Source organism: Achromobacter sp. 1011811831 (genome assembly GCF_059760905.1).
This window is the reverse complement of record NZ_JCBANG010000010.1, coordinates 13,901-35,676: the sequence shown is the minus strand read 5'-3', so window position 1 is coordinate 35,676 and position 21,776 is coordinate 13,901. Positions and strand designations below refer to the sequence as shown.

18 protein-coding genes are annotated in these 21,776 nt (G+C 70.1%); 7 read left to right on the top strand and 11 right to left on the bottom strand.

Annotated features, from left to right (window positions below):
- Positions 1–12 precede the first annotated feature (12 nt).
- Both AC6LJ9_RS06085 and AC6LJ9_RS06080 read right to left on the bottom strand, forming a co-directional pair.
- Positions 13–696, bottom strand: coding sequence for a GntR family transcriptional regulator (locus AC6LJ9_RS06085; protein WP_498146849.1), 684 nt, complete (start codon positions 694–696; stop codon positions 13–15).
- A gap of 139 nt (positions 697–835) precedes the next feature.
- Entirely contained in the window at positions 836–2,620 is a 1,785-nt protein-coding gene (locus AC6LJ9_RS06080; RefSeq protein ID WP_498146848.1) for an IlvD/Edd family dehydratase, read from the bottom strand.
- Positions 2,621–2,864: 244 nt separating this feature from the next.
- On the opposite strand from AC6LJ9_RS06080, the gene AC6LJ9_RS06075 reads away from it, so the two are divergent.
- Entirely contained in the window at positions 2,865–3,860 is a 996-nt protein-coding gene (locus AC6LJ9_RS06075) for a Bug family tripartite tricarboxylate transporter substrate binding protein (protein WP_498146847.1), read from the top strand.
- Between the two features lie 212 nt (positions 3,861–4,072).
- Positions 4,073–6,082: a cyclic di-GMP phosphodiesterase gene (pdeR, locus tag AC6LJ9_RS06070; protein WP_498146846.1), complete on the top strand. Its 2,010-nt coding sequence runs from the start codon at positions 4,073–4,075 to the stop codon at positions 6,080–6,082.
- A gap of 48 nt (positions 6,083–6,130) precedes the next feature.
- On the opposite strand, the gene AC6LJ9_RS06065 is transcribed toward pdeR, so the two are convergent.
- On the bottom strand, positions 6,131–7,015 hold the full coding sequence (locus tag AC6LJ9_RS06065) for a crotonase/enoyl-CoA hydratase family protein (protein ID WP_498146845.1): 885 nt from the start codon (positions 7,013–7,015) through the stop codon (positions 6,131–6,133).
- Positions 7,016–7,460: 445 nt separating this feature from the next.
- Here AC6LJ9_RS06065 and AC6LJ9_RS06060 point away from each other — a divergent pair, with 445 nt between their 5' ends.
- Both AC6LJ9_RS06060 and AC6LJ9_RS06055 read left to right on the top strand, forming a co-directional pair.
- Positions 7,461–9,563, top strand: coding sequence for a TonB-dependent receptor (locus AC6LJ9_RS06060; protein WP_498146844.1), 2,103 nt, complete (start codon positions 7,461–7,463; stop codon positions 9,561–9,563).
- A 113-nt stretch (positions 9,564–9,676) separates the two neighbouring features.
- Entirely contained in the window at positions 9,677–10,681 is a 1,005-nt protein-coding gene (locus AC6LJ9_RS06055; RefSeq protein ID WP_498146843.1) for a dienelactone hydrolase family protein, read from the top strand.
- A 45-nt stretch (positions 10,682–10,726) separates the two neighbouring features.
- On the opposite strand, the gene AC6LJ9_RS06050 is transcribed toward AC6LJ9_RS06055, so the two are convergent.
- A complete protein-coding gene (locus AC6LJ9_RS06050; protein WP_498146842.1) occupies positions 10,727–11,470 on the bottom strand; it encodes an SDR family oxidoreductase in 744 nt (247 codons plus the stop codon).
- Positions 11,471–11,586: 116 nt separating this feature from the next.
- Between AC6LJ9_RS06050 and AC6LJ9_RS06045 the strand changes: the two genes are divergently transcribed.
- Positions 11,587–12,507, top strand: a complete 921-nt coding sequence (locus tag AC6LJ9_RS06045) for a LysR family transcriptional regulator (RefSeq protein WP_498146841.1) — start codon at positions 11,587–11,589, stop codon at positions 12,505–12,507.
- A gap of 37 nt (positions 12,508–12,544) precedes the next feature.
- On the opposite strand, the gene AC6LJ9_RS06040 is transcribed toward AC6LJ9_RS06045, so the two are convergent.
- From AC6LJ9_RS06040 to AC6LJ9_RS06015, 6 genes are all read right to left on the bottom strand, one after another.
- Entirely contained in the window at positions 12,545–13,354 is an 810-nt protein-coding gene (locus AC6LJ9_RS06040; RefSeq protein ID WP_498146903.1) for an aminoglycoside phosphotransferase family protein, read from the bottom strand.
- A gap of 76 nt (positions 13,355–13,430) precedes the next feature.
- On the bottom strand, positions 13,431–13,856 hold the full coding sequence (locus tag AC6LJ9_RS06035; protein WP_498146840.1) for an NUDIX hydrolase: 426 nt from the start codon (positions 13,854–13,856) through the stop codon (positions 13,431–13,433).
- A 2-nt stretch (positions 13,857–13,858) separates the two neighbouring features.
- The gene (locus AC6LJ9_RS06030; protein ID WP_498146839.1) at positions 13,859–15,136 is read right to left on the bottom strand and encodes an ABC transporter substrate-binding protein; all 1,278 of its coding nucleotides are present in this window, start codon (positions 15,134–15,136) and stop codon (positions 13,859–13,861) included.
- Between the two features lie 97 nt (positions 15,137–15,233).
- Positions 15,234–15,977 (bottom strand): GntR family transcriptional regulator, encoded by a 744-nt coding sequence (locus AC6LJ9_RS06025; RefSeq protein ID WP_212322171.1) that lies wholly within the window; start codon positions 15,975–15,977, stop codon positions 15,234–15,236.
- Positions 15,978–16,003: 26 nt separating this feature from the next.
- Positions 16,004–17,665 carry an AMP-binding protein gene (locus tag AC6LJ9_RS06020; RefSeq protein ID WP_498146838.1) on the bottom strand — a complete coding sequence of 554 codons (1,662 nt, stop codon included), beginning with the start codon at positions 17,663–17,665 and terminating at the stop codon, positions 16,004–16,006.
- A gap of 85 nt (positions 17,666–17,750) precedes the next feature.
- Positions 17,751–18,785 (bottom strand): cyclase family protein, encoded by a 1,035-nt coding sequence (locus tag AC6LJ9_RS06015; protein WP_498146837.1) that lies wholly within the window; start codon positions 18,783–18,785, stop codon positions 17,751–17,753.
- A gap of 284 nt (positions 18,786–19,069) precedes the next feature.
- Between AC6LJ9_RS06015 and AC6LJ9_RS06010 the strand changes: the two genes are divergently transcribed.
- Both AC6LJ9_RS06010 and AC6LJ9_RS06005 read left to right on the top strand, forming a co-directional pair.
- A complete protein-coding gene (locus AC6LJ9_RS06010; protein WP_498146836.1) occupies positions 19,070–20,068 on the top strand; it encodes a Bug family tripartite tricarboxylate transporter substrate binding protein in 999 nt (332 codons plus the stop codon).
- Positions 20,065–20,787, top strand: coding sequence for an SDR family oxidoreductase (locus AC6LJ9_RS06005; RefSeq protein ID WP_498146835.1), 723 nt, complete (start codon positions 20,065–20,067; stop codon positions 20,785–20,787). Before AC6LJ9_RS06010 ends, AC6LJ9_RS06005 begins: the two co-directional genes overlap by 4 nt.
- A gap of 38 nt (positions 20,788–20,825) precedes the next feature.
- On the opposite strand, the gene AC6LJ9_RS06000 is transcribed toward AC6LJ9_RS06005, so the two are convergent.
- Entirely contained in the window at positions 20,826–21,698 is an 873-nt protein-coding gene (locus tag AC6LJ9_RS06000) for a GlxA family transcriptional regulator (RefSeq protein ID WP_498146902.1), read from the bottom strand.
- Positions 21,699–21,776 lie beyond the last annotated feature (78 nt).

The following is a 21,776-nucleotide window of genomic DNA, read 5'->3' as shown; positions in this document are numbered from 1 at the left end:
GCCAGGGGCGGGCTAGGCGCCGAGCCGGGCCCGTTCCGACGCCAGATAGGCGTCCCGCGATGGCAGCAGGTGGTCGCGGCAGAGCGCCATCAAGGCGTCGCGGTCGCCATCGCGCAGGGCGTGGATCATGGCCCAGTGCTCCTGGCGCGCGCGTTCGCGATAGCCGGGCGATGCCAGCGAGCCGAAGCGGATGGGATGGGTGCGGCGCGCGTATTCCTCGATGGCCTGGCCCAGCACCGCGTTGTCCAGCAGGCCGAAAAGCTCGCGATGAAAGCGCTGGTTGCTGCGGAACACGCGGCGCGCGTCGCCGTCGGCGACCGCCGTATCGTGCTCGCGCTGCACGGCCACCAGCGCCGCCAGCCGCGCCTGCGGCACAGGCAGCGGGATCTGGCTGGCGGCATGCACCTCCAGCACTTGCCGCAGCGCGTACAGCTCCATGACCTCGCGCGCCGAGAAGGCGCGCACCACCGCGCCGATATTGCGCTTTTTCTCCACCGCGCCCAGCGCTTCCAGTTCGGCCAGGATCTGGCGCACCGCGTGGCGCTTGAGGCCGAAGCGCTCCATCAGCTCGTCCTCGGTCAGGCGCTGGCGCGGATGCAGCCGGCCGAAGACGATGTCCTCTTCCAGTTCGGCCTGGGCGTCCGCGAGCGCGTCGGCGGCGGGCTCGGCGTGGTCGTCGGGGGAGATGGCGTTCATGGTCGGCGGTCGGGCTGCGGGTTCGGGCTGTGAGGTTCGAGCTGTGAGGTTCGAGCTGTGAGGTTCGAGCTGTGATGCTCGGGCTGTGATGCTCGGGCTGTGATCTTGGCGCTTGCGGCGGGTTGGCGCGGGCCGGCCGCTACGGCTTGGGCACGGTGTCGCGGGTGGCGCCGGCGCGCAGGAAGTCGAAATCCACGCCCTGGTCGGCCTGCGTCACGGTCTGCATGAAGAGCTTGCGGTAGCCGCGCTCGGCCGTGGGCCGCGCGACGGGCGTGGCCGCCATGCGGCGCGCCAGCTCGGCGTCCTCGACCAGCAGCGCGATCTCGCGGCGCGCCACCGACAGGCGGATGCGGTCGCCATTCTGCACATAGGCCAGCGGCCCGCCGATGGCGGCCTCGGGCGTGACGTGCAGCACGATGGTGCCGGCCGCCGTGCCGCTCATGCGGCCGTCGGAGATGCGCACCATGTCCTTGACGCCGGCGCGCGCCAGCTTCCTGGGGATCGGCATGTAGCCGGCCTCGGGCATGCCGGGGGCGCCGGTCGGCCCGATGCGCTTGAGCACCAGGATATCCTGGGCGGTCACGTCCAGCGCTTCGTCGTCGATGCGGCGGGCCATGTCCTCGGCGTCCTCGAACACCACCGCGCGGCCTTCGTGTTCCATCAGCGCCGGGTTGGCGGCCGACTGCTTGATGATGGCGCCGCCGGGCGCCAGGTTGCCGCGCAGCACGGCCAGCCCGCCCACCGGATAGATGGGCGCGGCCGGGCTGCGGATCACGTCCTGGGGGAAGGGCGCGGGCGCGTCGTCCAGTTCCTCGCCCAGCGTGCGGCCCGAGACCGTCAGCGCGTCCAGGTGCAGCAGCGGCCGCAGCTCGCGCAGCAGCGCGGGCATGCCGCCGGCGTGGTGGAAGTCTTCCATGTAGTGCTGGCCCGAGGGCTTCAGGTCCACCAGCACCGGCGTTTCGCGGCTCATGCGGTCCAGGCCGGCCAGGTCGATGTCGATGCCCAGGCGGCCGGCGATGGCGGTCAGGTGGACGATGCCGTTGGTCGAGCCGCCGATGGCCAGCAGCACGCGCAGCGCGTTCTCGATGGACTTGCCGGTGATGATGCGGTCGGGCGTCAGGCGCGATCGGGCCAGCGCCACGGCGCTGGCGCCGGTATGCTCGGCCACGCGCACGCGGTCGGCGGTGACGGCCGGGGCCGACGCGCCGCCGGCCACCATCATGCCCAGCGCCTCGGTCAGGCAGGCCATGGTGCTGGCCGTGCCCATCACCGAACAGGTGCCCACGCTGGCCACCAGCTGGTTGTTGACGTCGGCGATTTCCTCGGCGTCGATCTCCTCGGCGCGGTAGCGGCCCCAGTAGCGCCGGCAGTCGGTGCAGGCGCCGACGCGCTCGCCGCGATGCGATCCGGTCAGCATCGAACCGGTCACCAGCTGGATCGCCGGCACGCCGGCCGAGGCCGCGCCCATGAGCTGGGCCGGCACCGTCTTGTCGCAGCCGCCGATCAGCACCACGGCGTCCATGGGCTGCGCGCGGATCATTTCCTCGGTGTCCATGGACATGAGGTTGCGCAGGTACATGCTGGTCGGCTGCGAGAAGCTTTCGTGCACCGAGATGGTGGGGAAGTCCATCGGCAGTCCGCCGGCCAGCATCACGCCGCGCTTGACCGCCTCGATCAGCTGCGGCGCGTTGCCGTGGCAGGGGTTGTAGCTGCTGCCGGTGTTGACGATGCCGATGATGGGGCGCGACAGCGCGTCGTCGGTGTAGCCGGCGCCCTTGATGAAGGCCTTGCGCAGGAACAGGGAAAAGCCCGTGTCGCCGTAGTTCGTCAGGCCGCGCGCCACGCCCTGGGGGCCTTGCGCGGGCGTTTGTCCGGCGGCTTGCGCCTGCGCCGGCGTGGTCGTTCCCTTGGTCTTGTCCGTCATCGTCGTTCTCTGTCAGGCCGGGGTTTTGATCTCAATAATATTATTGATAATCTGAGTCCGAGATCATAGCCACCTGGGAAACCGGCCCGCAAGCGCTTTGACGCGGTCTTTTTATTGATTCGATTGATAGATCAGTCGATAGAAAAATTCTGATTCTTCAATCAGGTCACGGCCCCTACACTGGCGCGGTTGACGAGCCGGGCGTCCGTTCCAATTCTTATACCCATCCCGGCAGGAGACCTACATGCCCGTTATCGCCAGCGGCGCGCGTCGCGCCGTGCTGCTTTCCCTGCTGGCCGTGTGCGCCGGCGCGTCCGTCCCGGCCCTGGCCGCCGACGCCTACCCGGACAAGCCGATACGGCTGATCGTTCCCTATCCCCCCGGCGGCGCCACCGACGTGATCGGCCGCGTGCTGGCTCAGGAGCTGACCGGCGCGCTGGGACAGACGGTGGTCGTGGAGAACCGCGCGGGCGCGGCCGGCAATATCGGCGCCGACCAGGTCGCCAAGGCGCCGGCCGACGGCTACACCCTGCTGATGGGCGCGCTGACCAGCCATTCGATCAATGCCGCCCTGTATCGCGGCCGCGTCACCTACGACGTCGAGAAGAGCTTCGCGCCGGTGTCCATCGTCGGCACCGTGCCGCTGGTGTTCGTGGTCAATCCTTCCGTGCAGGCCACCAGCCTGTCGCAGCTGATCGCCCTGGCCAAGTCCAAGCCGGGCTACATCACCATGGGCTCGGCCGGCAACGGCTCGCCCCAGCACCTGGCCGGCGAGATGTTCAAGCGCGCCGCCGGCGTGGAGATCCTGCACGTGCCGTACAAGGGCAGCGGCCCGGCCATGACCGACCTGATGGGCGGACAGGTGCTGAGCATGATCGAGACCGTGCCCGCCGCCCAGGGCAGCATCAAGGCCGGCAAGCTGCGCGCGCTGGCGGTGACCTCGGCCGAGCGCGTGCCGGCGCTGCCCGACACGCCCACCGCCGCCGAGGCCGGGCTCAAGGATTTCGAAGTCAGCTCCATGTTCGGCATCGTCGCGCCCGCCGGCACTCCGGCGCCGGTCATCGAGCGCCTGAACGGCGAGCTGAAGAAGATCCTGGCCAAGCCGGATGTGAAGGCCTCGCTGCTGAACCAGGGCGCCATCGCCACCTGGACCACGCCGGCCGACGCCGGCGCCCGGGTGTCGGCCGAAGTGGCGCGCTGGACCAAGGTGATCGACGAGGCCGGCGTCAAGCCGGAATAAGCGGATCGCGGCGGGCGCTTCCGGGGCTTCCGGCGGCGTCCGCCAGCAAAGGCTTGCAACACGTTCGTGTTAGGCGCAAGCCCGGGCCGGCCCTCGCGCATCCCCCCGCGAGGCTGGCCGGAACCGCTGCTTTCTCATATAGTGGTTGACCCCGGCTTGGCTAGGCCGTAATGTACTTTGCGAGCCATTCCAAGACGGCGCGGGGGAAGACAATGGCCGATATCCAGGACGACAATCAGGACGACAGGTCGCTCCTGTACCAATACTTCGGCACGCACAGCCCATATTGGCGGCTGGCGAGCGATAGCGATGCCTTCGAGCTGTCCGCCATCAAGGGCGCGGCCAATATCGCCATGGCGCTGAGCCCGGAGCAGGCCGCCGCCATCCGCGACCTGACCGGCATCACCTCCAGCCTGCGCATCGAGGTCAAGCTGTATGGCGAGCCCATCGGCCTGCACCTGGTCGGGCGCAAGATCAATCCCAAGGAATGGGCCGGCACCGCGTCGGCCTACTCGGACACCGAATCGGTGGCCAAGGACCTGGTCGAGGGCCTGTCCTTTGCCGAGACCGTGGTGTCGCAGGCCAACTCGGTCATCGTCATCGTCGATCAGCACGGCCGGGTGCAGCGCTTCAACAAGCTGAGCGAGGAATACACCGGCAAGCGCGAGCAGGACATCGTCGGGCGCAGCGTGTTCGACATGTTCATGACGCGCGAGGAGGCCTCGGCCTCCCGCCGCAACATCGCCGCCTTCTACCGCAACGGCCAGTCCTATGAAGTCGAACGCCTGATCAACACGGTCAAGGGCCCGAGGCTGTTCCTGTTCCGCAACAAGTTCGTCACCAGCGGCAGCGGCGAAAAGCGCGTCTACCTGATCTGTTCGGGCACCGACATCACCGAGGAACGGCAGGCCCAGGAACGCCTGCGCGTGCTGGCCAACACCGACGTGCTGACCAATCTGCCCAACCGCCATGCCATCACCGCGCAGCTGCAGGCGGCGCTGTCGGCGGGCGAGGGCGGACGCGGCGGCGTGCTGTTCCTGGACCTGGACAACTTCAAGCGCATCAACGACCACTACGGCCATGGCTTCGGCGACCAGCTGCTCAAGGCGGTGGCGCTGGCCATTTCCGGCTGCCTGGCCGAAGGGCAGACGCTGGCGCGGCTGGGCGGCGACGAGTTCATCGTGCTGCAGGAGGGCGCCGAAGTCCACGAACTGGAGGCGACCTCGCAACGCATCATCGAGCGGCTGCGCGAGCCGTTCCGCCAGGGGCTGATCGAGGTCTACACCAGCTGCTCGATCGGCATCGCCATGTATCCCGAGCATGGCGCCGACCTTGACAGCGTGGTGCGTAGCGCCGACATCGCCATGTACGTGGCCAAGGAATCGGGGCGCCACACCTACCGCGTATTCCTGCCCGAGATGGACCGCCGCAACGCCGACTACGTGTGGCTGGACACCAATCTGCGCAAGGCCATGGCCGACGGCCACCTGATGCTGCACTACCAGCCCAAGCTGTCCGGCCGCACCGGCGAGCTGGACGGGGTCGAGGCCCTGCTGCGCTGGAAGTCGCCCGAGCGCGGCATGGTCGGCCCCGGCGCCTTCATTCCCTACGCCGAGGATTCGGGGTTGATCGCGCCGCTGGGCGTGTGGGTCATGCGCGAGGCCGCGCGCCAGGCCGCCGCCTGGAAACGCGACGGCCTGAACATCCGCGTCGCGGTCAACGTTTCGGCCCGCCAGCTCGAGGACAAGGGCCTGGTCAGCGAGTTCATGAGCGCGCTGTCCGACGCCGGCCTGGATCCCTGCATGCTGGACATCGAGCTGACCGAGAGCTGCCTGATCGAGGACGAACATTCGGCCATCGAGCTGATCAAGCAGTTCCGCAAGCTGGGCGCGCGCGTGCACCTGGACGACTTCGGCACCGGCTATTCCTCGCTGTCGCAGCTGGCCCGCATCCCGCTGGACGCGATCAAGCTGGACGCCAGCTTCGTGCGCGGAGTCAACGAGAATCCGGTCTCGCAGGCGCTGGCGCGCGCCATCGTGGCGGTGGCGCGCACGCTGGAGCTGAAGGTGATCGCCGAAGGCGTCGAGACGGCAGAGGAAACCGCCTTCCTCGACACCCTGGGCGTGGACGCCAAGCAAGGCTATCTGTACGCCAAGCCCATGCCGGCGGCCGAATTCACCGATTGGCTGGCGCGGCGGCGCCGGCTGCACCTGATCGCCTGAGCGCGCGCGCCGGGTCGCCCCGGCATGCTCCCGCCGCCGCGCGGGCGCTCAATGCATGGTGGCTTCCATGCCGGCCTCCGGCCCGGCCGCGCCGCGCCGGTTCTGCGCGATGACCAGTCGCTCCATATAGGCGCGGTCCTTCGGGTCGATGGAGAAGGCGGCCTCGACCCAGTCCTCGGTGATGTCCATCAGTTCCGAGCGCGACAGCCGCAGCACGCGCTGGCGCGCGCGCAGCATGGCGCGCGTGCCGTTGAGCTTGGGCCGCAGCACGTCGATGAAGGTGCGCGTGGCCTTGTAGGCGTCGCCCGGCTCGAACAGCACGTCGACCAGGCCGCGCGCCTGGAACCACTCGGCCGTGTGCGACTCGCCGGTGCCGATCAGCTCTTCGGCCAGCCGCATGCCCGAGCGCCGCGCCACCAGCGAATAGCCGCCCATGCCGGGAAAGAGGTTGAAGGCCATTTCGGGAAAGCCCATGCGGGCATTGTTCTGCGCCAGCACGAAATGGTGCGCCAGCGCGGCCTCGAAGCCGCCGCCCAGCGCGGTGCCCTCGATCATGGCCAGCGAGATCGCGCCGGTGTCGAAGCCGCGGCTGGCGGCGTGCACGCAATCGACGCAGGCGCGCGCGTAGGCGCGCAAAGCCTCGCGCCGGCCGCTCCGGATCGCTTCGGAAAAGAAGTTCAGGTCGCCGCCCACGTTGTAGATCTGCGGGATCAGCGAGCCCGTTACCCAGAAGTCGATAGGCAGCCCGGAGTCCTTGGCGGCGCGGGCCAGCGTCATGATCTCGTCTATCAATTCATGGTTGAAGCAGGGCCGCGGCTGGGCCCGCAGCATCATCCACATGACGCGTCGTCCCTCCTCGTAGTAGGCGGAGATCTGTTTCAGGTTGCCAGCTTGGGCAAAAGGATGGCAGTCCGGATGCATGAGTTGATTCATTGCTGTCGTCCAATCGATGAAGGTGAGTCGGAGTACTGCGGGGCCAGCCTAATACAGAGCCTTTCCCGCCCGCCTCATGCTTCGCTCCTCCGTGTGGCCATGCTTGCGTGTAGGCCAAAGACCCGAGTGCATCGGCGCGCGCCGGCCTCGCCGCGCCCGGGCTCGGCCGATCGGACGAGGACGACCTGGGCGCAAGGGATGAGGACCCTCGCAAGTTTGCGGGTATCGAAGGGCGCGGCGGGTATCGGCGGCGTACTCGTGCGGATGGGGGAGGGCCGCGCCGCGCCTGACGATCGACGGCCAGGAGGAGGATGGACCGCTGTTGCCCATCCGCAACGCGGCGCGCGCGCGTCATTGGTTATGAGAAGGTTCTTATTTACGAATGAAAGTGATTCTCGATAATATTCCGTCTCGATAAGACCTACTCACTACCGTAGCTCGCACCATGCACGTTCTCTTCAAGCCGCGCGCCCTGACCCTGGGCGTCGCCCTGGCTCTGCACGCCATCCCCCTTGTTCCCGTCCACGCGCAGACCACGCAATTGCAGCCCATCAGCGTCGAAGGCCAGAGCGTCGACGACCCGCGCGTGCCGGAGGTCACCACCGCCACCCGCACCCAGACGCCGGCCCGCTACGTGCCCCAGGCCATCGACAGCGTCAAGGTCGAGAACGTCCAGAACTACGGCGTCAGCACGCTGGGCGAGGCGCTCTCGGGCATTCCCAACGTCTCCAGCGCACAGGACACGCGCTTCGATTCGCTGCGCATCCGCGGCTTCGACGCCAGCAACGATTTCTACCTGGACGGCATCCGCGACGACAGCCAGTACGTGCGCGACCTGCACAACATCGAGCGCATCGAGGTGCTCAAGGGTCCGGCCGCCGTGCTATACGGCCGTGGCAGCCAGGGCGGCATCGTCAACCGCGTCAGCAAGGCGCCGCAGCCGGGCCGCGAGTCCACGCTGGAGGCGCAGGGCGGCAGTTGGGACCTGCGCAGCTTCTACGGCGACCTGAGCGCCGACCCCAGCGACAAGGTCAGCGTGCGCCTGAACGTGGGCCAGGAAGACGTCAACAGCTTCAGCCACAAGATCGGCGGCAAGCGCCAGCTGCTGGCGCCATCGCTGAACTGGCGCATCACGCCGGACCTGGACTGGCTGGTGCAGTATGAATACAGCCGCTACGATCGCACGCCGGACCGCGGCATTCCCAGCGTCAACGGCCGTCCGGCCGACGTGGGCCGCCGCACCGTCTATGGCGATCCGGACCGCGACTACATCGACGACCGCGCCCAGTCCTTCCGCTCGCGCCTGGCCTACACGGTGGCGCCGGGCTGGCAGCTGCGCCACACGCTGGGCGTGTTCGCGCTGGACAGCGAGTTCGACAACACCTACCTGACCGGCTACAACGCCGCCACCGGCAAGGTCAGCCGCACGCGCTGGCAACAGGACCTGCGCACGCGCAACATCAGCAACAACTTCGAGGCCGAGGGCCTGTTCCATACCGGCGCCATCGAACATCGCGTGCTGTTCGGCATGGAATTCGCCAACCAGGACCGCTCGCCCAAGCTGTACACCGCCGCCACGCGCGGCCCCGGCGCGCAGCCCGTGCCGACGCTGGACCTGTATGACCCGGACCTGTCGCGCCAGCACCAGGGCGCGATGACGATCAACAGCGACGCGCGCCACAAGGTCCGCACCCAGGGCTACTACGTGCAAGACCAGATCAAGCTGAACGAGGCCTGGCAGGTGCTGCTGGGCCTGCGGCTGGACCGCTTCAACATCGATTCGACCAACCGCCTGCTCGACGCCTCGGCCTCGCGCAGCAGCAGCGGCGTCAGCCCGCGCGCCGGCGTGGTCTGGACGCCGCTGCGCGACCATTCCTTCTACGCTTCGTACAGCAAGACTTTCTCGCCCACCGGCGGCGGCCTCATCGGCATCACGCCCAACGCGCGCGGCAACACCAATGAGCTGGACCCGGAGCGCACCCGCCAGTACGAAGTGGGCGTCAAGAGTGACTGGCTGGATGGCCGCCTGAGCACCACGCTGGCGTTCTACAACCTGGAGCTGTACAACCGCCGCACCACCGATCCCAACGATCCGAGCATCGTGCTGCTGACCGGCCTGCAACGCTCGCGCGGCGTGGAGCTGACCGCCGCCGGCCGCCTGCAGGGCAACTGGTATCTGCGCGGCGGGCTGGGCCTGCAGAACGCGTCGATCGTCGAGGACAACAACGGCCTGGCCGGCAACCGCGTCGGCAACGTGGCGCGCCGCAACGGCAGCGTGTTCCTCACCTACAAACCGGCCGAGGGCCTGTACGGCGAAACCGGCGTCACCTTCGTCGGCCAGCGTTACGCCGACAACGCCAACACGGCGGTGCTGCCCGGCTATGCGCGCTGGGACGCGCTGGTCGGCTACCGCACGGGGCAATGGGATTGGCGCCTGGCGGTGCGCAACCTGACCGACAAGACCTACTACGCGTCGGCCACCAGCGCCGGCCAGATCCGCATCGGCGAGCCGCGCACCGTGGTGGCGACCGCGCAGTACCGGTTCTGAGCGGGGCGCTGTTGCAAGCCGGGCAAGTCCCGCCTTGCAATCGGCACGGGCAGGGGTAGGCTTCTGCTGTCGCGCGCGGGCCTTCCGCCGCGGCCAGCCCGGAGGCTTTCGCCATGCGAGACACGCGCGACTCGTCGAACACACCCGAATCCCTGCCCGCATTCCGGGCATCGCGCCCACGGCGCGGGTTGGCCCAGGCTGTCCTGCTGGCCTGTGCGGCGGGGGCGCTGCCCGCGCTGTCCGGTTGCGCCGGACAGGGCGCGAAGGCCGAGGCCGAGATGCTGCCCAATGAAAGCGTGGTGCGTGTGCCGGTCCAGGTCGCCCTGGAGAACGGCGGCCAGGCCCGGGGCGAGCTGGTCGTCACCGTGTTCACGCCCCAGGGCGAGGGCCGGCATCCGCTGATGGTGATCAGCCACGGCCGCGCCGGCGACGCCGCCGGCCGCGCCAAGCTGGGGCGCGCGCGCTATGCGACGGCGGCCCGCTATTTCACCGACGCCGGTTTCGTCGTGGCCGTGCCGGTGCGGCTGGGCTACGGCGCCACCGGCGGTCCCGACCTGGAAAACAGCGGCCCTTGCGGCGACCGGCGCTTCACGCCCATGTTCAATCGCGCGGCCAGCGAGATCGCGCAGGTGATCGAAGCGATGGCGCGGCGGCCGGACGTGGACGCGGCCAATGTGGTGGCGCTGGGCCAGTCGGTGGGCGGCGGTTCGACCGTGGCGCTGGCGGCGGCCAGGCCGGCCGGCGTGCGCGCCGCCATCAATTTCGCGGGCGGCTCGGGCGGCGATCCGGTCAAGTCGCCGGGCAAGCCCTGCGGACCCGAGCGCTTGCAGGAAACCTATGCCGGCTACGGCGCGACCACCCGCATGCCCATGCTCTGGATCTATACCGAGAACGACCTGTACTGGGGGCCGGAATGGCCGCAACGCTGGGCCGAGGCCTACAACGCCGCCGGCGGCCATGCGCAATTCGAACGCCTGGGGCCGGACGGCGCCAATGGCCATTCGCTGTTCACGCATGCACCCGAGAAATGGAAGCCGCTGGTGCGCGACTTCCTGCGCACGCAGGGCTACGCCATGCCGGAGCCGGGCGAGGCATCCGGCCAGGCGCGCCGTCCCTGAACGGAGACGCGGACGGGAGCGCTCCCGTCCGCCCGCCGTGCTGCGTCAGGCCACGCCGCCGTTGGCGCGTAGCACCTGGCCGTTGATCCAGCCGCCGTCCGGTCCGGCCAGGAACGCCACCACGCCGGCGATGTCGTCGGGCTGGCCCAGCCGCTCCAGCGGCGGCAGCTTGGCGTAGTGCTCGATCAGTTCGGGGCTCTTGCCTGTCATGAAGAGTTCTGTGGCCACCGGCCCGGGCGCCACGGCGTTGACCGTGACGCGGCGGCCGCGCAGCTCCTTGGCGAAGACGCGGGTGAAGCCTTCCACCGCCGCCTTGCTGCCGATGTAGGCGGCATAGCCGGGCAGGTTCAGCGCGATCGTGGTGCTGGACACGTTGATGACGTGGCCGGCATCGGCCAGCCGCGTCGCCGCCGCGCGTAGCATGTTGAAGGTGCCGCGCGTGTTGATGTTGAACATCTGCTCGTACTGTTCGTCGCTGGTCTGCGCCAGCGGCTGCACATGCAGCACGCCGGCGCTGTTGACCAGCACGTCCACCCGGCCCAGCGCGGCTTCGGCCGCCTCGAACAGGGCGTCGGCCTGGGCCGGGTCGGACACGTCGGCGCGCAGCGCGGCGGCCTGGCCGCCGGCCTGGCGGATCTGCTCGGCCAGCGCCTCGGCGGCAGCGGCGCTGGACGCGTAGTTGATGGCCACGGCGTGGCCGTCGCGGGCCAGGCGCAGCGCGATCGCCGCGCCGATGCCGCGCGAGCCGCCGGTGACGAGGGCGACGCGCCGGGAAGTCTGCTGGGTCATGGGAATGCTCCGTGTCATGGGGGAATGCTTGCCATGATCCGCTATTCCATTGCAAAAATAATCGGCCTATATTTGCAGACATAATTTCATTTGCATTAATAATAGGTCGACCCCTCATGGACCGTTTCCAGGAAATGCAGGTGTTCGCGCGCATCGCCGAGCGCCACAGCTTCTCCAAGGCGGCCGAGGATCTGCGGATTCCGCCCGCCACCGTCACCAATCTGATCAAGCGCCTGGAACAGCGCCTGGGCGCGCGGCTGCTGGAGCGCACCACGCGCCAGGTCCGCCTGACCCACGACGGCGAGATCTACTACCGGCGCTGCGTGCGCCTGCTGGCCGACCTGGAGGAAGCCGACGGCGCCTTCCTGGACAAGGCGCCCAAGGGCCTGCTGCGCGTGAACGCGCAAGGTACGCTGGCGCGCCATTTCGTGATGCCGGGGTTGCCTGGCTTCCTGGCGCGCTACCCCGACATCACGCTGCACCTGGGCGAGGACGACCGCTACGTGGACCTGGTGCGGGAAGGCGTGGACTGCGTGCTGCGCGCCGGCGAGCTGCAGGACTCGTCGCTGGCGGGACGGCGCATCGCTTTGATGCCGCAGGTGACGGTGGCCAGCCCGGCCTATCTGGCGCGCTACGGCGAGCCGGCCGGACTGGAGGACCTGGGTGGGCATTGGGCGGTGAACTACCAGTCCAGCGCCACGGGCCGCGCCCTGGCCATGGACTTCCTGGTCGAGGGCCGCAGCGTGCAGGTCACGCCGCGCGCGGCGGTCAGCGTGAGCGGGGCCGAGCTGTACACGGGCGCGGCGCTGGCCGGGCTGGGATTGATCCAGGTGCCGCGCTACCGCGTGGAGCGGGAGCTGGCGGACGGCCAGCTCAAGGTCGTGTTGCCGCGCCTGCCGCCTGCGCCCATGCCGGTGTCGGTGCTGTATCCGCAGAACCGGCAGGTGTCCGCGCGGGTGCGCGTGTTCACGCAATGGCTGGCGCAGCTGTTCGAGGCGGCCTTCGGCGCGGACGGGCCAGACAGGCCGGTCAGCTAGCGGGCCGCGAGCGCGCCCATGGCCGTCGCGGCGGCACTCAGCGCGCCAGCCGCGCCAATGCCTGGCCGGCGATGTTCAGGTCGATGGCCGCGTCGTCGCCGTCGCCCATGAACCAGGCGGCCGACAGGCCGCACCAGGCCGCGATCCATTGCAGCAGGCGGCGGGGCTGCAGGCCGGATGCGTGCGTGATCAGCGCGAAGCGGCGGTCGAAGCAGCCCGGCACGATGGCGACCGGCGGCTTGGGGTCGGCCAGATCGGGATTGCAGAAGATGTTGGCGTAGTCGAAGGCGCGCTCGCCATGCAGGCGCTTGGGGTCGATCACCAGCCAGCCGCGCTCGCCGAAGTCCAGGATGTTGTCGTGGTGCACGTCGCCATGCAGCACGGCCGGGTCGCGCGGATCGTCGAGCAGGGCGCGCGCGTGGCGGGCGCAGTCGGCCAGCATGCCGCCTTGCGCCCGGGCCATGGGCCACAGGTCGACGAACCAGGATTCCAGCGTGCGCAGCGGCGGCGGCGCCTTGGCGCGCGGCGCGTGCAGGCGCGCCAGCACATCGCAGATGATGCGCGTGGCCTCGTCGTCGCGGCCGTTGCGGGCGTACTCGGCCAGCGAGCGCGCGCCGGTGGCGCGTTCCAGCAGGATGGCGTCGTCGTCATGCGCCAGCACGCGCGCCGCGCCCTGGCCATCCCACCAGCGCATCAGCACGCCGCCTTCTCTTTCGTCCTGTTCGTGCGAGATCTTCAGCATGGCGGGCTGGCCCTGGTACAGCACGGGCAGCAGGCGGGCGGCCGGCGTGGTGATCGGGGCGCCGGCGGGCGCGAGGTTCCAGCGTTGCAGGTAGGCGTCGAACATGGGGCGGGCGGGATGAGCGGCGTGGCCGTCCATCATAGGGGAATGCGTGGCGGGGTGACGGGAGGCGCGGCGCGGTTCAGCCCGCCAGCGCCGCCGCCTTGCGCGCCACGTCCGCCACGCCGAAGCTCAGGGCCAGCGCCTGCGCGTCCAGCTCGGCCAGCGGCACCCAGCGCGCCTGGCTGGCGTCGTCGCCGGCCACCGGCTCGCCCGAGAGCCAGCGGCACAGCACGGCCACCAGGATGTAGTGGCGGCGCAGCAGGCCGTCGGCGTCGTGGTCGAACACGTCGACCGCGTCGAACACCGTCAGCGGCTCGGCGGTGACGCCGGTTTCCTCGAACAGCTCGCGCGCGGCCGCGTCCTCGATGCGTTCACCCAGCTCGATCTTGCCGCCCGGAAAAGCCCAGCGCCCCTGGTCCGGCGGATTGGCGCGGCGCACCAGCAGCACCTGGCCGTCGCGGATGACGGCGGCGATGGTGGCGGGGATGGGGCGCTGGGTGTGCATGGTCAGTCCTTGGCTGCCCCGGCCTGCTTGACCAGCGGGCACGAGGATTTCGACAGGGGCATGAAGGCCTGGTCGCCCGGCAGCGTGGCCAGCAGCTTGTAGTAGTCCCACGGCTGCTTCGACTCGGACGGCTTCTTGACCTCGAACAGGTACATGTCGTGCACCATGCGGCCATCCTCGCGGATGCGGCCATTGGTGGCGAAGAAGTCGTTGATGGGCGTGGCCTTCATCTGTTTCATGACCGCGGCGGCGTCGTCGGTGCCGGCGGCCTGGACCGCCTTCAGGTAATGCATGACCGAGGAATACGTGCCCGCCTGGCTCATGTTCGGCATTTTGCCAAGTTTGTCGTAGTAGCGCTTGGACCAGGCGCGGGTCTGCTCGTTCAGGTCCCAGTAGAAGGCCTCGGTCAGCGTCAGGCCGGCGGCGGCTTCCAGGCCGATGGCGTGGATGTCGTTGATGTACAGCAGCAGGCCGGCCATCTTCTGGCCGCCGCGGGTCAGCCCGAATTCGCTGGCGGCCTTGATCGCGTTGACCGTGTCGCCGCCCGCGTTGGCCAGCCCGATGACCTGCGCGCGGCTGGCCTGGGCCTGCAGCAGATAGGAGGCGAAGTCCGACGAGCCCAGAGGATGGCGCGCCGCGCCCAGCACGGTGCCGCCATTGGCCTTGACCACCTCGGTGGCCGAGGCCTGCAGCGTATGGCCGAAGCCGTAGTCCGCCGTCAGGAAATACCAGCTCTTGCCGCCTTGCTCCACCGTGGCGCGCGCGGTGGTGTTGGCCAGCGACCAGGTGTCGTAGGTGTAGTGCACCGAGTAGGGCGAGCACAGGTCGTTGGTGATGCGCTCGGTGCCGGGGCCGCTGTAGACCACGATGCGCTTTTTCTCGCGCGCCACCTCCAGCACCGCCAGCGCCGGCGCGGAGCCGGCCACGTCCATGATGGCGTCGACCTTCTGCGTGTCGTACCACTCGCGCGCGCGGGCGGCGGCGATGTCGGCCTTGTTCTGGTGGTCGGCCACCAGCAGGTCGATCTTCTTGCCCAGCACCTGGCCGCCGAAATCGGCGATGGCCATCTCGGCGGCGGTGGCGCTGCCCTTGCCGGTGACGTCGGCGTAGACGCCGCTCATGTCCAGGATCAGGCCCAGCCGGACGATATCGTCGGAGATGGCGGGGGCCTGGGCCAGCGCGGACAGGGCGGGGGTGGCGGCCAGCGCCAAGGCGGCGCACAGGCGGGTGAGCGGCCGGCGCGGGATCGCGACCGGACGGAATTGCGGTTGGGACTTCATGGAAGGGGTCTCCTCTTGGGTGCCGGTTGTCGTCGGTCTTCGTATGGCGCCTGGGTCTGATTGCTGCGGCGCTCTGTTATTCATTCAGTCGTGTGTCTCAGCGGCCGGCCAGCAGGTCGAATTCCATCCTCACCTTGCGGAACGGAAACTCCAGCCGCGCGTAATACACCACGTTGTCGTCGATGCAGGCATAGCGGCGCAGTTCGGCCACCGGCGAGGACACGGGAATCTGCAGCGCCTCGGCCGACTCCTGCCCGGCCTCGATCACGTTGAGCACCTGGCGCGCCTGCGTCAGGCGCGCGCCGTAGTAGCGGTCCAGCACCGGCGCCACGGTGCTCTTGTTGATCTGCGCGCGGTGCTTGCGGAACAGCGCGCTTGCCAGGAACACCTCGCTGTAGCAGAAAGGGCCGGCCTCGGTGGTGTGCACGCGGCGCAGGTACTGGAAGCTGCCGTCGCGGCCGGCGTCGCAGGGCATGCCCAGCGGGTCGGGCAGGGGCAGGCCGGCTTCGGCCTCCACCAGCGACACGGTGCCCAGCAGGTTGCTCAGCTCGACCGTTTCGGCCCAGGTCTTGGGGATCAGCAGCGTGGGCGTTTCGGGCAGCTCGGCGTTGACGAAGGTGCCCGAGCCGCGCGAGCGGCGGATCAGCCCGTCCTGCTCCAGCTGGCCCAGCGCCTGGCGGATGGTGGCGCGCGAGATGCCGTAGGTTTCCACCAGCGCTTCCAGCGGCGGGATCTGCTGGCCGGGCCGCCAGCTGCGGTTCTGGATATGGCTGCGGAACAGGGCGGCCGCCTGCAGGTAGAGCGGCTGCGGGCTGTGCGAGAAGAGCTTGGGCGCGGGCATGGGCGTCGGTCGTTGGCGGGTTCGGGTCAAGCGGCGGCGCCGGCGAGCAGGGCTTCGGCCATCTCGCGCAGCCTGTGCTTCTGGATCTTCACCGAGTTGGCGCTTTCGATGGAAGGGAAGGCGTCCAGCGCGGTGAAGCCGGCGGGCACCTTGAAGCCCGCCATCACGGCCTTGCAGGCGGCGGTCCAGGCGGCGGCGTCGGCCCGCGCGCCCGGTTGCAGCAGCACGAAGGCATAGGGCACGGTCTTGTCCGCGCGCGTCGCGCCCACCACCTGGCAGGCGCGCACGCCGGGCAGCGATTCGACCACCTGCTCGATCTCGGCCGGATTGACCAGGAAACCCGCCAGCCGCAGCGAGTCGCCCATGCGCGCCTGGAACACGAACTGCTGTTCGCTCAGGGCATAGCCCAGGTCGCCGGTCTTGAAGTAACCGTCGTCCGTGAACGCGCGGGCGGTGGCTTCGGGATTGTCCAGGTAGCCCAGCATCAGGCTGGGCGAGCGGATTTCCAATTCGCCCGACTGTCCCGGCGGCAGCACGGCGCCGCTGTCCGGATCGCGGGCGCGCACCCGCGCCTCGGGATGGACCAGCGCGCCGCCGGGCAAGAGGCGCGCCGACACATCGCCCCGGGCCGGCGTTGTCGGCTGGCCGGCGGCCAGCGCCTGGAGTTCGCTCGATCCGTACAAGCCCGTCAGCGGCACGTCCTGCTCCCGCGCCAGCTCCAGCATGCCGTCCAGCGCCGGGGTGAAGCTGGCGAAGCCGAACAGCCGCGCCGACGCCAGGTCGCCGGGCGCGGCCGCGCGCATGATGCCGGTCAGCGCCTCGTTGTTGGCGTAGGTATGGGTGACGGCGTGTTCGCGGATTTCGCGCGCCGAGGCCGCCGCGTCGAACACCGGGGAGCAGACCACCGGCGCGCCTTGCGCCAGTCCGCTGACCAGCGTGGAGAAGCCGAAGGCGCCGCAGAACGGCGCGCTGGCCAGCACGCGGGTCGCCGGGCCGTAGCCGAACGCGCGCGCCACCGCCGCGCCGTGCGTCAGCAGCGTGCGCTGGTCGTGCAGCACGAACTTGGGTTTCGACGTGGTGCCGGACGTGGTGAAGCACAGCACGCCGGCATTGGCCTGGGCGGGCGGCGGTGCGTCGGCGCAGGCGCGCAGCTCGGCGTAGCGATGCCGGGGCAGGGCGTGGCGTCCTGTGGCGGCAGCTGGCGCATCGAGCGTTGTTGGCGTCGCGTCATTCATGCGGCCGTGGGCGGCATCGATGGCGATCACGCCGCGCAGCCGCGCCAGGGCCTCGGCCGGCACCTCGTCCAGGATGCCCTGGAAGTCGATGCCCTTGAAGCCCGGCCAGAAGATCAGCCAGTCGGCCTTGCCGCGCCCCAGGATGTCGGCCACTTCCAGCGCGCGGAAACGGGTGTTGACCGCCAGCGCCAGCGCGCCCAGCCGCGCGCAGGCCAGGAAGGACTCGACCCAGGCGGCGCAGTTGGGCAGCCAGATGGCCACGCGCTGTCCGGGCTGCAGTCCCAGGCGGTTCAAGCCGGCGGCCAGCGCGGCGGCGCGCGCGCGCAGCTCGGCGGCGCTGACGGCGCCGTCCGGGTCGATCAGCATGGCGCGCGCGGGATCGGCGGCGGCCAGCGCATCCAGGTGCGCGGCGAAGGTGTCGGCAATAGCGGTGGATACGGGCACGGTGTTCATTGACGCGGTTCAGTGGGCGCCGGCGGGCCGGCGCGGTAGCGGGTTGGGCGGAAGTCCGCCGGCGGTGGGTCGAAGGGCGGCGGTATCAGACCGTGGCGATCGGCGTCACCGGCGAGCCGACCGCGCCCGGCAGCCGCAGCGGCGGGGCGGTGAGCAGGAAGCGGTTGCGCCCCTGCGCGTGCAGCCAGTCGGCCAGATCCTTCAGGTACCAGAGTTCGGCCAGCGGCACGCCCAGCTTGAACAGGCAGTGATGATGCAGCGGCAGGATCGAATGGCCGGGGCCGGACGTGCGCGCGGGATAGGCCTCGACCACGTAGTTGTCGGCGCAGATCGCGGCCACGCCGCTGTCGGTGATCCAGTCGAGCAGCGCGGCGTCGGCGCCGTCCAGCACCGCGCCGGTCTGTTCCAGGCGATGCGCGTCGGGCTTGCCGTCCATCTGCACCAGCGCCTCGGCGAAGCCGGTGCGCAGCACCAGCATGTCGCCGGGTTCCACCGCGACCCGCTGTTCGTGCATCGCGGCCTGCAGCTGCGCCAGGCCGACCGGCGTGCGGCCGGTGCCGAAGGCGCGCGCCAGGTCCAGCAGCACGCCACGGCCCTGCATGCCTTTTTCCGCGTAGCGGCTGACGCTGAGCCGGCGCGCATAGGAGGCGCCGGGCGGGCAGCAGGCATCGGCGCCGGGATCGCCGCCGCCCAGCACGTCCACGCCGGCGGCATAGCCGTTGTAGTACACGCGCCGGGCCTGGCCGTCGCCCTGCACGTCGAACAGCGCGCCCACGTGGCTCAGGCCGTCCCATTGCGTGGAGTATTGCAGCGACAACGTGGCCTGGTCGTCCGACAGCACGTCGACCGCGCCTTCCTGCAGGCGCGACATCTGGAAGTTCAGGTAAGGCTGGCCGTCGCGGCGCGTGGGCGCCAGCGCCGGCGGATGGCGGCGGGGATTGAGCACGTTGCCGCCCGGCAGGTCCAGCGGCAGCGACAGGCAGAAGACCTTGCCGGCGCGCACCTCGCGCACGGCCTGCAGCACTTTTTCCTCGGTCAGCAGGTTCAGGCGGCCGATCTCGTCGTCCGGTCCGAAATCGCCCCAGGTCGATCCCTCGGGCCGGCGGGTCCAGCGTTTCATGGGCTTGTCTCCGGTCGGTTTTTCGTGTTTATATGAATATAGTACGTATTTATGTACTTTTGATCCATCGGCATTCGTCCGATTGCCGTCGTCTGGCGCCGGGCCGCCCCGGCGCGGGACGGCATGCGCTTGGCGGCGGGCGCGTCAGGCGGCATGGCCGACCTGGTTCAAAGTAGGTTCGCAGTGGTTTTGTATGTGCGTATCGGGCGCGCAGGCAGGCTGCGCGCATGAGACACCCGCGGCAAAGCGGGGGCAGGGCCACAGGCCCTCAAGGAGACAGACTCATGACGCGACAACAGCACGCGCGCGCCCTGCGGGCCGCATTCGCCTTCACCATCGCGGCGCTGGCCGTGGCGACGGGGCCGGCCGCCGCCGCCGGCTATCCCGAACATCCCGTGACCGTGGTCGTGCCCTATCCGCCGGGCGGCGGGGCTGATCTGTTCGGCCGCGCCATCGCCCGCGCGCTGGAGCCCGGCCTGAAGCAGACCGTGCTGGTCGAGAACCGGCCGGGGGCGGGCGGCAATATCGGCATGGCCTACGTGGCGCGGGCCAAGGCCGACGGCTACACGCTGGGCCTGGGCACCATCGGCACGCAAAGCATCAATCCCTTCCTGTACGCCAACATGACCTTCGATCCGGCGCGCGACTTCGTGCCGATCGCGCTGGTGTCGACCACGCCCAACGTCATCGCCGTCAGCGCCAAGTCGCCGTATCGCACGGTGGCCGACATCATCCAGGCGGCGCGCCAGAATCCGGAGCGCAAGCTGACCTACGCCTCGCCGGGCGTCGGTTCGTCGGTGCACCTGACCGGCGCCTATTTCGAGGCCATGGCCGGCATCTCCATGCTGCATGTGCCGTTCAAGGGCACGTCCGCTTCCCTGCCGGCGGTGGCCGGCGGCCAGGTGGATCTGCTGTTCGACAACCTGCCCGGCGCGCTGGCCCAGATCCAGGACGGCGGACTGGTGCGCGGCGTGGCCGTGACGTCGGCGACGCGCGATCCGTCCGCGCCGGCGCTGCCGACCGTCGCGGAATCGGGGCTGCCGGGCTTCGACGTGACGGCCTGGTTTGCCCTGTACGCGCCGCGTGGCACGCCCGAGCCCGTCGTGCGGCAGTTGATCGAGGCCGCCCGCGAGGGGCTGCGCTCGCCTGATCTGGCCGCGCGCTTCGCCGCGCAGGGCGCCAAGCCCGGCACGCTGTTCGGCCCGGAGCTGGCCGCGTTCGAACAGGACGAGCGGCGCAAATGGGGCGGGCTGGTCAAGGACAAGGGCATCACCGCGCAATGAAAAACGGCACCGTTTTGGTCACCGGCGGCAGCCGGGGCATCGGCCGCGCCATCGTCGCGCGGCTGATCGAGGACGGCTACGAAGCCGTCAATTTCAGCCGGGGCGCGCCCGAGTCCCTGTTGCCGGGCGAGACCTTCCGCTCGGTGGACCTGGCCGACGCGCGGGCGGCGGGCGAGGCCGCGCGCGAACTGGCCGCGTCGCGCCCCGTGCTGCATCTGGTCAACAACGCCGGCATGATCGAGGTCGCCGGCATCGAGGCCGTCACGCAGGACGCGCTGGCGCGCACCATGGCCGTCAACCTGGTCGCGCCCGTCGTGCTGCTGCAGGCGCTGCTGCCGGGCATGCGCGCGGCCCGTCACGGGCGCGTGGTCAACATCGGCAGCAGGGCCGCGCTGGGCAAGCCGGGGCGCACGGCCTACGGCGCGTCCAAGGGCGCGCTGGCGGCCATGACGCGGACCTGGGCGCTGGAGCTGGCGGCCGAGGGCATCACGGTGAACACCGTGGCGCCGGGGCCGGTGGCGACGGAACTGTTCAATGCGTCGAATCCCCCCGGCGATCCGCGCACGCGCGCGCTGGAGGCCGCGATCCCGGTGGGCCGCAGCGGTCTGCCGGAAGAGGTGGCGCACGTGGTGGCCATGTTCATGGACCGGCGCGCCGCCTTCGTGACCGGGCAGCTGATCCATGTGTGCGGCGGCGTGTCGGTGGGGGTGGCGGGGTAGGGCGGCCCTGCCGCCTGCAGGCAAGCGCGGCGGGCCGGCTAGCCCAGCGGCCCCAGGTGTTTTTCCATTTCCTTCTTCGACATCTTGCCGGTTGCCTGCACGGCGCCGGCGCGCTCGCGCCGCAGCATGCGCAGCACTTCCGTGGGTGCCACGCCGAAATGCGCGATGAATTTGCGTTGGAAGGTGCGGCGCGACATGCAGCAGGCGTCGGCCATGTCGTCGATCGACCAGCGCGCCGACAGCCGCGCCTCCATCTTCTGCACCAGCTCGCGGAACGGCGCGCCGGCGCGGTCCTGCAGCCGCAGGGTCTGGCTGTACTGGCGCTGGTCGCCGCCGCGCCGCATGAAGACCACCAGCCGGCGCGCCACCTGCTGCGACAGCTCGGGACCGTGGTCGCGCTCGATCAGGGCCAGGGCCAGGTCGATGCCGGCCGAGACGCCGGCCGAGGTCCAGTACTTGCCGCTGTCCACGTAGAGGCGGTCGTCCTCCACCCGCAGCGCGGGATACAGCTGGCGCAGCCGGTCGGCCGAGCGCCAGTGCGTGGTGACGACGCGGCCGTCGAGCAGGCCGGCGGACGCCAGCAGGAAGGCGCCGGTGCAGACGCTGCAGGTGCGGCGCGTGCCGGCATCGCGGCGGCGCAGCCAGGCGCGCGTCTCGCCATGGGCGCTGGCGCGCTCCACGCCGGGGCCGCCCGGCACCACGATCATGTCGACCGGGCCGTCGCCGTCTTCCGAGAAGGTGCAGTCCGCCTGCATGCGCAGCCCCTGGTCCCAGGTGGCGACCACGGGTTCGGCAGCCACGGTGCCCAGCTGGTACAGCGCGGCCTCGGCTTCCTCGTTGGCGGAGCTGAACGCCTGCCAGGGGCCGGCCAGGTCCAGCGGCTGGAAGCCGTCGTACAGTACGAAGACGATGCGTTTTGGCGCAATCGGCGCGATGATTGGCACGCGCGGGCCGGTTGCTCCGCATAAGCTCGGGTCTGGCTTTTCCGA

What these genes read in the sequence shown, in the direction of transcription:
- AC6LJ9_RS06085 (WP_498146849.1), bottom strand. Translation starts at nt 696, where the DNA reads ATGAACGCCATCTCCCCCGACGACCACGCCGAGCCCGCCGCCGACGCG.
- AC6LJ9_RS06080 (WP_498146848.1), bottom strand. Translation starts at nt 2,620, where the DNA reads ATGACGGACAAGACCAAGGGAACGACCACGCCGGCGCAGGCGCAAGCC.
- AC6LJ9_RS06075 (WP_498146847.1), top strand. Translation starts at nt 2,865, where the DNA reads ATGCCCGTTATCGCCAGCGGCGCGCGTCGCGCCGTGCTGCTTTCCCTG.
- pdeR (WP_498146846.1), top strand. Translation starts at nt 4,073, where the DNA reads ATGGCCGATATCCAGGACGACAATCAGGACGACAGGTCGCTCCTGTAC.
- AC6LJ9_RS06065 (WP_498146845.1), bottom strand. Translation starts at nt 7,015, where the DNA reads ATGAATCAACTCATGCATCCGGACTGCCATCCTTTTGCCCAAGCTGGC.
- AC6LJ9_RS06060 (WP_498146844.1), top strand. Translation starts at nt 7,461, where the DNA reads ATGCACGTTCTCTTCAAGCCGCGCGCCCTGACCCTGGGCGTCGCCCTG.
- AC6LJ9_RS06055 (WP_498146843.1), top strand. Translation starts at nt 9,677, where the DNA reads ATGCGAGACACGCGCGACTCGTCGAACACACCCGAATCCCTGCCCGCA.
- AC6LJ9_RS06050 (WP_498146842.1), bottom strand. Translation starts at nt 11,470, where the DNA reads ATGACCCAGCAGACTTCCCGGCGCGTCGCCCTCGTCACCGGCGGCTCG.
- AC6LJ9_RS06045 (WP_498146841.1), top strand. Translation starts at nt 11,587, where the DNA reads ATGGACCGTTTCCAGGAAATGCAGGTGTTCGCGCGCATCGCCGAGCGC.
- AC6LJ9_RS06040 (WP_498146903.1), bottom strand. Translation starts at nt 13,354, where the DNA reads ATGTTCGACGCCTACCTGCAACGCTGGAACCTCGCGCCCGCCGGCGCC.
- AC6LJ9_RS06035 (WP_498146840.1), bottom strand. Translation starts at nt 13,856, where the DNA reads ATGCACACCCAGCGCCCCATCCCCGCCACCATCGCCGCCGTCATCCGC.
- AC6LJ9_RS06030 (WP_498146839.1), bottom strand. Translation starts at nt 15,136, where the DNA reads ATGAAGTCCCAACCGCAATTCCGTCCGGTCGCGATCCCGCGCCGGCCG.
- AC6LJ9_RS06025 (WP_212322171.1), bottom strand. Translation starts at nt 15,977, where the DNA reads ATGCCCGCGCCCAAGCTCTTCTCGCACAGCCCGCAGCCGCTCTACCTG.
- AC6LJ9_RS06020 (WP_498146838.1), bottom strand. Translation starts at nt 17,665, where the DNA reads ATGAACACCGTGCCCGTATCCACCGCTATTGCCGACACCTTCGCCGCG.
- AC6LJ9_RS06015 (WP_498146837.1), bottom strand. Translation starts at nt 18,785, where the DNA reads ATGAAACGCTGGACCCGCCGGCCCGAGGGATCGACCTGGGGCGATTTC.
- AC6LJ9_RS06010 (WP_498146836.1), top strand. Translation starts at nt 19,070, where the DNA reads ATGACGCGACAACAGCACGCGCGCGCCCTGCGGGCCGCATTCGCCTTC.
- AC6LJ9_RS06005 (WP_498146835.1), top strand. Translation starts at nt 20,065, where the DNA reads ATGAAAAACGGCACCGTTTTGGTCACCGGCGGCAGCCGGGGCATCGGC.